General features: G+C 64.0%; 11 protein-coding genes. 1 reads left to right on the forward strand and 10 read right to left on the reverse strand.

Features of this window, described 5'->3' with window-relative positions; translation table 11 throughout:
- Positions 1-155: 155 nt before the first annotated feature.
- The 9 genes from QVE23_RS04310 to QVE23_RS04350 form a co-directional block, all read right to left on the reverse strand.
- Positions 156-284 (reverse strand): hypothetical protein, encoded by a 129-nt coding sequence (locus QVE23_RS04310; RefSeq protein ID WP_021749784.1) that lies wholly within the window; start codon positions 282-284, stop codon positions 156-158.
- 13 nt (positions 285-297) lie between these two features.
- The gene (locus QVE23_RS04315; RefSeq protein WP_021749783.1) at positions 298-447 is read right to left on the reverse strand and encodes a hypothetical protein; all 150 of its coding nucleotides are present in this window, start codon (positions 445-447) and stop codon (positions 298-300) included.
- A gap of 5 nt (positions 448-452) precedes the next feature.
- On the reverse strand, positions 453-836 hold the full coding sequence (locus QVE23_RS04320; RefSeq protein WP_287967644.1) for an addiction module toxin RelE: 384 nt from the start codon (positions 834-836) through the stop codon (positions 453-455).
- A 24-nt stretch (positions 837-860) separates the two neighbouring features.
- Positions 861-1,304, reverse strand: a complete 444-nt coding sequence (locus QVE23_RS04325) for a regulatory protein GemA (RefSeq protein ID WP_021749781.1) — start codon at positions 1,302-1,304, stop codon at positions 861-863.
- Between the two features lie 16 nt (positions 1,305-1,320).
- On the reverse strand, positions 1,321-1,842 hold the full coding sequence (locus QVE23_RS04330; RefSeq protein WP_036630596.1) for a host-nuclease inhibitor Gam family protein: 522 nt from the start codon (positions 1,840-1,842) through the stop codon (positions 1,321-1,323).
- Positions 1,788-2,087: a hypothetical protein gene (locus QVE23_RS04335; protein ID WP_287967645.1), complete on the reverse strand. Its 300-nt coding sequence runs from the start codon at positions 2,085-2,087 to the stop codon at positions 1,788-1,790. Before QVE23_RS04335 ends, QVE23_RS04330 begins: the two co-directional genes overlap by 55 nt.
- 15 nt (positions 2,088-2,102) lie before the next feature.
- Positions 2,103-3,059, reverse strand: coding sequence for an AAA family ATPase (locus tag QVE23_RS04340; RefSeq protein WP_021749778.1), 957 nt, complete (start codon positions 3,057-3,059; stop codon positions 2,103-2,105).
- 13 nt (positions 3,060-3,072) lie between these two features.
- Entirely contained in the window at positions 3,073-4,983 is a 1,911-nt protein-coding gene (locus QVE23_RS04345; protein ID WP_287967646.1) for a Mu transposase C-terminal domain-containing protein, read from the reverse strand.
- A 159-nt stretch (positions 4,984-5,142) separates the two neighbouring features.
- Positions 5,143-5,367: a helix-turn-helix domain-containing protein gene (locus tag QVE23_RS04350; protein WP_287967647.1), complete on the reverse strand. Its 225-nt coding sequence runs from the start codon at positions 5,365-5,367 to the stop codon at positions 5,143-5,145.
- A 131-nt stretch (positions 5,368-5,498) separates the two neighbouring features.
- On the opposite strand from QVE23_RS04350, the gene QVE23_RS04355 reads away from it, so the two are divergent.
- Positions 5,499-5,708, forward strand: coding sequence for a hypothetical protein (locus QVE23_RS04355; RefSeq protein WP_036630591.1), 210 nt, complete (start codon positions 5,499-5,501; stop codon positions 5,706-5,708).
- 267 nt (positions 5,709-5,975) lie between these two features.
- Here the strand turns inward: QVE23_RS04355 and QVE23_RS04360 are convergent.
- A partial coding sequence (locus tag QVE23_RS04360) for a hypothetical protein (RefSeq protein WP_353847666.1) occupies positions 5,976-6,238 on the reverse strand: 263 nt, incomplete at its 5' end.

Below are 6,238 nucleotides of genomic sequence, written 5' to 3' on the forward strand. Positions count from 1 at the left end.
TCCGGGTCGTCACGACCTCGAAGCCCCGCGCCTCCAGCGCCGCCTTCAGCTTCAGGTGCAGCGACCAGACCATCGCGCTTTCATAGTAGGTCTTCACGACCGGGCTCTGGTTGTACTTGCTGCCCACGTGCCCCGCGTCCAGGCACACCTTGACCTTATTGCTCATGATCTGCTCCTTCCTCTTCGTCGGCGTGGAAGATAGGCTCCCCGTCGGCCTCGTTGATCTCCTGTCCCGGCTCCAGCGCCGGGTTGGCCGCCTGCGCGGTCTCCTTCAATTCTTTCATGCTGCTGTTCCTCCTAGATATCAAATTTGAACTGCTCCGGCGCCTCCGCCGTCACAGATACCACCCGAAAATCTCCCAGCCCCTCCAGCGCCATTGCCGCGGCCTCTTTGAGGCCCTGGAGGTCCGTGTCCGGGATATCCGCTTTCAAAATGATCGTCACCATATTGCTTACAATTTCCACACAGGAAGGATGACCTCGTCGGCCAGCTCCCCGATGGAGTAGTCGCTCCGATCCTCCGCTTCCAGCTTCTGCAGGAACTTCTCATACTCCACCGCGATCTTCATCGCTTTCAGGATGCCCACCTGCTCCGGCGTCACCTCCAGAAGCTCCGGGGCCGTGGTGAAGCTCACCGCCCGGCACAGAGCCATCGCTGCTCCGAGACGGTTCTCCGCCAGCAGGGCCGTCCACTTCGCCCAGGTTTCCTGGGCGAACTTCTTACGGTTGAGCCTGGGCTTGTCCGGCGGGAGGACGCCCCGCGCCTGCAGCCGCTTCTTGGCTGCCGCCCGCTCAGCCCTCTCGCGCTGTGTGAGGCGCTTCTTCTTTGTTGCCATATTCCGCCCTCCGTGCTCCTTCCCTCATGTCTCCGCTTCCTTCCGCCGGCCCCGGGCGTGGATCGCTTTCAGGGCCTCGATCAGCTTTCCGCATTGTGCCGGCCCCAGCCATTCGATCCGCTCCACCTGGAACATCCTCCGGGCCAGCCCGTTCACCTGCGCTTCGCTCCAGCCCAGGTCCCGCATCTCCTTGTACAGCTTCCGCCGCTGCTCCACCGTCCGGGGGTCTCCGCCCTCGTCCGTCCGCTTCCGGCCCGCGTTCTGCCGGGCGCTGTCCTTCATCTCCTGCAGCGCCCGGATCACACGGGAGAGCTCTCCCGCCGTCAGCTTCCGCAGGCTCTCCTTGCCTGTCTCCCGGTAGACCACCGCGTACAGGTCCTCGTCCTCCAGCCGCAGCTCCGGGGACTTGGCGATCCCCCAGACCGTGCGGATGGAGGGGGGCTTCCGCTCCGCGCTCATTCCCGCCATACTGCCGCTCCCTTCCTCATTGTCCTGCCTTGATCTGCTCCAGCTTCTCCAGGTTGACCTCGTAGCCGAACTCGTCCTTCTGCTTCCACACGGCGCCCACCGCGTTCACCGTGTCCTCGCCGTACTTCTTCAGCGCATCTTTGCTGATCTTCTCCTCCACCACGATGCAGTCCGTCATCTGCCGCGCCTTCAGCCGCCGGATGATCTCCGCCAGCTTCTCCTTCGCCTTGGGCAGGGAGACCGACGTGGAGAGCCGGAAGCCCACCTCCCCGAAGGTGAGGGTCATGGTCTTCGTCTTGCCCATGTCCGTGCGATGCTCGGACACGAACTCCTTCAGCTCATGCTCCAGCCGCGCGATGGCGTCCTTGTACGGCTTGCTCTGGTCCTCCGCCACCTTCTTCGCCCCCACGATCTGCTTCTGCATGTCGCTTTCGATGTCGCCCAGGGCGATCTGTGCCTCCGCGATCTGCCGCAGGGCGTCGTTTACATCCTCCCAGCTTTTGAGGCTCTGCGCTTCAATAACCCGTTTCCTTGCCATGTGATCCATGCTCCTTTCTTGCGTTTGCTTCTGCGTCCACGATAGCGGGTGGCGTCCGGCGCCGTCCCGCTGTCATAGAGGACATACTCTTTTGTTACCAGCAGCCACACCCCCAGCGGGGCCAGCAGCACGGCCGCCGTGATGTCCCGTTCCTCCGGGGTACTTCCCATCCAGGCCAGGGCCGCCATGGCCGCTGAGATCGCCAGCAGTCCCGCGCCCATGAGCCTCTGCTTTCTCATGTTCATTGTCCCGGCCTCCCGTCACAGCATCATCATCGCCGACGCCTGCTGGATGATCTTCGGCGTGATCGTCGCCGTCTGTGTCTCTGCCAGGATGCGCTGCGCGTTGGATAGCGTCCGGTCCAGCAGGCGGAAGCATCCTGTCTGCGGATTGCAGGCCCGGGATTTCAGCTCCACCATCGCCTCCGGCGTCACATCCAGGTCGGACACATATCCCTCCACCTCGGACGGCGACAGGCCGCCCAGCTGCGTGTAGAAGTCCACCCGGTTCGCCATCCGTGTGAGGTAGGTCTTGATCGCCGCCTCCAGCTTCGGCTCCCCGGCGATCACCAGACCCACGTCGCTCTGATCGAAGATCCCCCGCAGCACCTCCATCTTCTTCTGCGTGTACTTGCTCACCAGCTTGTCCGCCTCGTCGATAATGAGCAGATACCCGCGGTTCGCGTTGAAAAATTCCCGAATCCCGTTCACCCGCTTCCAGATGGTCCCGTACCCGCTGGGGATTCCCACTCTCCGCTCGATGGCCTCCACCAGATCCCGGCTGCTCATGGTGTCGTCGCATTCGATGTACGCCACACGCCCCAGCTTCGCGTACTGCCGCAGGGCGTAGGTCTTGCCGAACCCGCTCTTCGCCACCACGATCCCCAGCCCTGTGTACTCCTGGCAGCTCTGGCACACGCCCAGAATGGACCGGGCGTCCTTGCTCTCATAGAAGCTGGGCCGCTTCCCGCTCCGGGCCGGGGCGGCCGGGGCCTCCACTGTCTCGCCGGTGTGCGCCGCCAGGAACTCCGCCAGCTTCTCCTCCATCGTACTCGCGCAGGAATCATATTTCCCGCTCAAATACCGGCTGACCGATGTGCGGCTGTAGCCGATCTCCTTGGAGATTGCCGCGATGCTGCTCTTCTGCTCCAGAATGTACTGATTGATCCGTTCCGCCAGTGCGTGGTTCACACGCCCGGTCTGCTCTCTGCCTTCCATATTGCTCCTCCTGTCATTCGTTCATGGCTTTCAGCCGCTTCAGCGCCGCCCCGGCCTTCGCGTCCAGGAACGCGCCGCCGCTGCCGCCCGCCTTCTGCTTCTTCGGGGTCATCGCCCCACGGAACTCCTTGTCCACCGGCAGGCTCACCACTTTCGGCCGCGCCGTGTGGCCGATTGTCAGGTCCAGCTTGCCGGCCGTGGCCTGCGGCCCGCACAGCCCCCGCGCCTCCGGCGGGGCCTGCATCTCTTCCAGAAACTCCCGGGTCCCGCGCAGCTGCCGCTTTTTCCGCTTGTGCAGCGCCTCCAGCGCCTCCTCGGATACACGGTCTCCAAATTCCAGCAGCTCCGCCGTCCGCGCCTCGCAGATCCGCCGGCCTTCCTTGTCGTACACGTACAGCCGCGTCACGTCCTCCGGGTCCCAGCGGATGTTCACCCACTTGTCTACATAGTGGCACAGCTCGTCCGCCGTATAGAGCAGGTTGTTCCGCCGGATGCCCTGGCTGTTTACCTTCGCGCGCCCCGGCTTCATCAGCAGCATCAGGGCGTACTCCCGGGGCGGCACGGCCTTTTCATAGTGCGGAGCGTGCTCCCACAGCTCCGCCGGCTTGGTCCACCGCTCTCCCGCCGCCTTCAGCCCCTGGTGCTCGTGCCTGTCGTACCATGTCTCCAGGAACTCCACCAGCAGGTCATAGAATTCCTCCAGGGTCAGCAGCTCGCCCCGCTCCAGCATCCCGTCGATGTCCTTCTTCCGCTTCGCGTCCGTCCGGCTCCCCGTCAGGGTCCCCGTGTACGCCTTGAATTTCCGGGAATACCGCTTGCAGAACGTTCCGAACGCCCGCTCGATCAGCTTGTCCCAGGGCTGGAAGGGGAGGGAGCGGGACCAGTCCTTCGCCCCCATTGCCAGATAGAAGCCCTTCATCTCCGCGTCCATGGCCGCCCGGTCCATGGCCCGGATGCTCCGGTCCTGCCCCAGCGTCTCCAGGTTGGCGAAGTCCTTGCCGTTGTCCGTGTGTACATGCTTGGGGACTGCGCCCCCGTCGTAACACGCCTTGATGAACGACTCCTTCACGATCTGCGTGTTGGAGTGCTCGCACAGGATCGGGCCCAGCAGCCGCCGCGTCTTCATGTCCTCCCAGGCTACCAGCACAGGCCGGATGGCCTTCTGCTTCCCGTTGGGCGTCGTGTACGATACCCATACGTCGAACGTGTGCGCGTCCGCCACCAGATACTCCATCACCTCCAGCGTGCTGCTGTCCCGCTTGCCCTTGATCTCCTTCTTGTTCTTCCACTCCCGCAGCCCGTTCGCCGCCAGATACCGGGCGCTCTCCGCCGCGGGCAGCTCCATCAGGTGCCGCACATACCGCCCCACTGTCTTGCAGCTCGGCACGCTTTCCCAGCCGCGGGCCGCGCCCTGCTGCTGGAACGCCTCGTACAGCATCTCCACCGTGCAGCCGTTGTCCGCGAAGTCCCGGTCGAACCAGATGTTCTGGATGATGGCTTTCTGCTCCTCCGTCAGGCTGGGGAACGTGGCCTTCTCCCGGGGCTTCCGGCACAGCGCCAGCGCCCGGAAGTAGTCCCGGCCGTGCCCGTCCGCCTCTTCCAGCTTCCGTGCCCAGACGCCGGCCTCCTGCACGCTCTGCGTGTAGCGGTACAGGGTTTGCGGACTCACGCCCAGCCCTACCGCCAGCCGCTCCGCGTATTCCGTCCTGTTCGGTCCGGTGTAGTTCAAGAAGTCCTGCACCCGCCGCGCCAGCTCCACCGCCTCGTAGTACGCCCGCTTGTGCTGCTCGATGTAGCTGCCCAGGTCCGCTTCCACGTACCAGGGCGCCGTCTCTCCCGCTTCCTCCGGCTCCGCCATGGCCCGGATCTGCGCCCGGTAGGCCCGCCGCCCCTTCTGGCTCAGGCTCGCTGTGGACAGGAGCACAAGCTCCTTCCCGCCGCCCTCCCGGGCCTCCGTCCGCGTCTTGTACCGCGCCGGATTGCGTGATATGCGAGAAGTTAGTCCTTTATAGGATATCCCCTCAAAGCGGGCGGCTTCTTCCAATGTGATATATGTCTCCTGCACCTGTCTCCCCCCTTGCCGTCAGGCCGCCGTGGTCTTCCCGACCTGCTTCTGGTCCAGCTCCAGCACCCGCGCGATGGCCTCGATGTACCGCTTCCCGGACCGCGTCCCGTTCAGAATGTAGCTCAGATACTGCGGACTGATCCCCACTGCCGCCGCCAGCGCCCTCCGCGTCATATCCCGGTCGATCAGCGCCTTGCTTACCAGCCGCCCGAAGGGGGTGAGCCGCTTGTTCTGTTGTCTCATGTCTCTCCTCCTGCCCGGGCGCCCGGGCCTCTCTTTCTCATTTTCCTTGTCCCTGCTGCGCTCTTTTCATCCCCGCTCCCGTCCTGTATAATGGAGCTAGGGCCTGCCGGCCCGGAGAGGGGGTGACTGTGATGGATGATTTCAAGCTGAGATCCGGCAACGACTTTGCCGATGCTGTGCTTGAGAAGCGGCTCACAAACTCCCCGGAATTTTGGGCGCTCGTTGATTTTCTCGCTGAGAATGGCGTTCTCGACCGTGAGAAATTCAAGGAGTTCCTGCTTCGCCGTCTTGAGGAGTATGTGGACATTGTGACCCAGGTTCATGTCGAGCAAGCCGATTGAGGATTTGCTTGGTTTCGCGCTGGGTCCGCCTCTCCATTCGCAGGTACTCGGTGAGGTTGGGATGCAGCCCTTCCTCGCCCGGGGCCGTTCGCTTGTCGGACGGCCCCTTTTCTTTTGGCGGATCTCCTGCGGTCAGCCACGCCAGCCAGCAGGCCCGGCAGGAGAGCTGGTCGCAGTTGCCGGGGGTGACGGGAGGGCAGTGCTCGGAGATGATGTCCGCGATCTCTTCCACCGTGGTGTCAGTGGTCCTCAGCAGCTCTAGTCCAGTCATAATGCGTCCCCTCCAGTACACGCTCCGCGATATTTGCGGACCGCATAGTTCTCCGTGTACATCTCCTTTAGCTCGGACACCCGCTCCCGCAGGGCTTTCCGCAGGTACAGTGCCGGGGTGCCGTCCTCATCCAGCCCGTCCAGCGCCGTGTCCAGCTCCCGGGCTGTGCGGAAGATGTTGCGGTAGACCCGGCAGTCATTGTCCGGGAAGTCCCGCTCCAGTGCCCGTCCCTGACGGTACGCGGCCCGCACGGGCGGGG

The organism is Oscillibacter sp. KLE 1728 (genome assembly GCF_934833455.1).
Taxonomy (GTDB): Bacteria; Bacillota; Clostridia; order Oscillospirales; family Oscillospiraceae; genus Oscillibacter; species Oscillibacter welbionis.